The organism is Ideonella azotifigens (assembly GCF_006519715.1).
In the GTDB taxonomy this organism is placed as follows: Bacteria; Pseudomonadota; Gammaproteobacteria; order Burkholderiales; family Burkholderiaceae_C; genus Ideonella; species Ideonella azotifigens.
Map to the genome: position 1 here is coordinate 1 of NZ_VIDT01000752.1, position 2457 is coordinate 2457.

A 2457-nucleotide genomic window follows, 5' to 3' on the forward strand; every position below is an offset into this window, starting at 1 on the left:
GCACGGGCGCCGAGCTCGCGGTATTGCGTGAAGCTGTTCTTGATCGAGTTCGAGCCGCCGGTCAGGTGCAGGCCCATCACCGGGTCCACATAGGCGCCGTTGTTGCTGCCGTGGCGGCTGCTCACCTTGGCCCAGTCGGCATCAAGTTCCTCGGCGAGGATCATCGGCAGCGCCGTCTGCACGCCCTGGCCGAAATCGAGCCGGTTGATGATCACGGTGACCGTGCCGTCGGTGGCGATCTCGACGAAGGCCGAAGGCTGCTGGGTCGGCGCCAGCGGCTTGGCTGCAGTGGCGTCGGCCTGCGCCAGCCCCAGGGTGGGAAAGGCGCCCAGCGCAAAGCCGCTTGCGCCGGCCAGCTTCAGGAAGCTGCGGCGCGGCAGCGTGGCGGGCGCGTCGGCTTGCTGGCGGTTGAGGATTTCCTGCAGCGCACGCGGCAGTTCATGGCGATGAGCTTCGGTCAGCATGGGGAATCCTCTTTCAGGCGATGTGCTTGGCCGCATCGGCCACGGCCGAACGGATGCGCGCGTAGGTGCCACAGCGGCAGATGTTGCCGGCCATGGCCGCGTCGATTTCAGCGGCCGTGGGCTGCTTGCCCTTGGGCAGCGACTTCAGGAAGGCCGTGGCGCTCATGATCTGGCCGCTCTGGCAGTAGCCGCACTGGGCCACGTCATGCTTGACCCAGGCCGCATGCACGGCGGCGCCGACCTTGTCGCTGCCGTCGGTGATGGCCTCGATGGTGGTGATCTTGCCGCTGGCGGCGGCCGAGATGGGCGTGATGCAGGAGCGGATGGCGTTGCCGTCCAGGTGCACCGTGCAGGCGCCGCACAGCGCCGCGCCGCAGCCGAACTTGGTGCCGGTCATGCCCAGCGTGTCACGCAGCGTCCAGAGGATGGGGGTGCTGGGGTCGATGTCGACCGTGTGCTCCCGGCCGTTGACGTTGAGCGTGTTCATGAGCGGTTCTCCAAGAGGTATAGGGGCGAGGGCTGGGGCGGGCACCTGCGTGAGGGGGCGCGGCTTCACCGCCGCCTCATGCTGAAGGCGGTGGTGCCCCAGGGTCGGCGCAACAGAGTGTCCCTGTTTGGCCGGGATGGCAATTGCCGTTTTCGACGCTTGTCTTGCCTGATCCGACACATCGTCGTCAAGAATGGGAGGCCGCGCCTGGCCGGCATTAGAGTGCGTACTGGCCGTCCCCGTCGTCAGCCTCAGCCACAGGGCATGTTCGCGACGTGGTCATTCTGTTCTACCCCGGCACATCCCCGTGCTGATCGATCGATGTCCATCGATACCCTGGCCCATGAGATCGGGCGGATTGCCCAAAATGATGGCGAGCGCACGACAGCACTGCCCTGCCTGACGCTGTATCGACGCAGTCTCCACTCCGAGCCCATGCCCTGCATCTACGGGCTGGGGCTGGGCGTGGTGGCGCAGGGTGCCAAGCAGGTGGCGTTGGGCGAGGAAGTGATCGCCTACGGGCCTGGCCATTCGCTGCTGACCACGGTGGACTTGCCCGTGGTGGCGCACATCACCCGGGCTGGCGCTGCCGAGCCCTATCTGGGCCTTTGGCTGGCGCTGGACGCGCGCGCGCTGGTGCAGGTCGCCGCCGAGCTGGACCTGCCGCCGGTGGCGCGCGAGCACTCGCCGCTGGCCATCTCGCGTTGTGCGCTGGAGGCGCCGCTGCTGGAGGCCTTGATCCGCCTGGTGCGGCTGCTGCACGAGCCCGCGCTGCTGGCACCGCTTGCGCCGCTGGTCCAGCAGGAAATCATGGTGCGCTTGCTGTGCGGCCCGCATGGCCCCTTGCTGCGGCAGCTGGTGGCAGCAGGCTCGCCTAGCCACCAGGTCGCCCGCGCACTGGCCTGGCTCAAGCAGAACTTCACCCGCGACGTGTTGATCGACCAGCTCGCTGCCCGCGTGCACATGAGCCCCTCGACCTTCCGCCAGCACTTTCGCGGCCTGACCGGCATGAGCCCGGTGCAGTACCAGAAACAGTTGCGCCTGCAAGAGGCGCGGCAACTGATGCTGAACCACGATCTGGACGCCAGCAGCACGGCAGTGCGCGTAGGCTACGAAAGCGCCTCGCAGTTCAGCCGCGACTACAGCCGCCTTTTTGGCGCCCCACCGCAGCGCGACATCAAGCGCATGCGCGAGCAGCCGGTGGCGTGAGAAGCGTCGGGCAAGCCAGGCGCTGGGTGGCTACTCGGTGTCGCTTGCGCAAACTGGGCAGACTCGGCGCCGCCTGCCTGGTGGTGATGGCGTGTTGGTCGGTGGCCCCCGGCGAGCAGGGGTGGCCCACAGCAACGCTGAACACCCCCTATGGAATGCGGAGCCTGCAGCGCGTGGGCGGCGGCTCCGGCACCACGTTGCACACCTCGAAACCCTCCGGCTTGGTGGCGCCGCGCGCGGTGCGATACGGGCCAAAGCACTCGATGCTTTCGGCATACAAGCGCTGCCAGGTGTCGC

General features: G+C 67.9%; 3 protein-coding genes. 1 reads left to right on the plus strand and 2 read right to left on the minus strand.

The window, feature by feature from the left end; all coding sequences use genetic code 11:
- Both FKP22_RS27215 and FKP22_RS27220 read right to left on the minus strand, forming a co-directional pair.
- Positions 1-464: molybdopterin cofactor-binding domain-containing protein (locus tag FKP22_RS27215; RefSeq protein WP_141291082.1), on the minus strand; the 464-nt coding region annotated here is incomplete at its 3' end.
- Between the two features lie 13 nt (positions 465-477).
- Positions 478-951: a (2Fe-2S)-binding protein gene (locus tag FKP22_RS27220; RefSeq protein WP_141291083.1), complete on the minus strand. Its 474-nt coding sequence runs from the start codon at positions 949-951 to the stop codon at positions 478-480.
- 321 nt (positions 952-1272) lie between these two features.
- Between FKP22_RS27220 and FKP22_RS27225 the strand changes: the two genes are divergently transcribed.
- The gene (locus FKP22_RS27225; protein WP_141291084.1) at positions 1273-2160 is read left to right on the plus strand and encodes an AraC family transcriptional regulator; all 888 of its coding nucleotides are present in this window, start codon (positions 1273-1275) and stop codon (positions 2158-2160) included.
- The last annotated feature ends 297 nt before the right edge of the window (positions 2161-2457 follow it).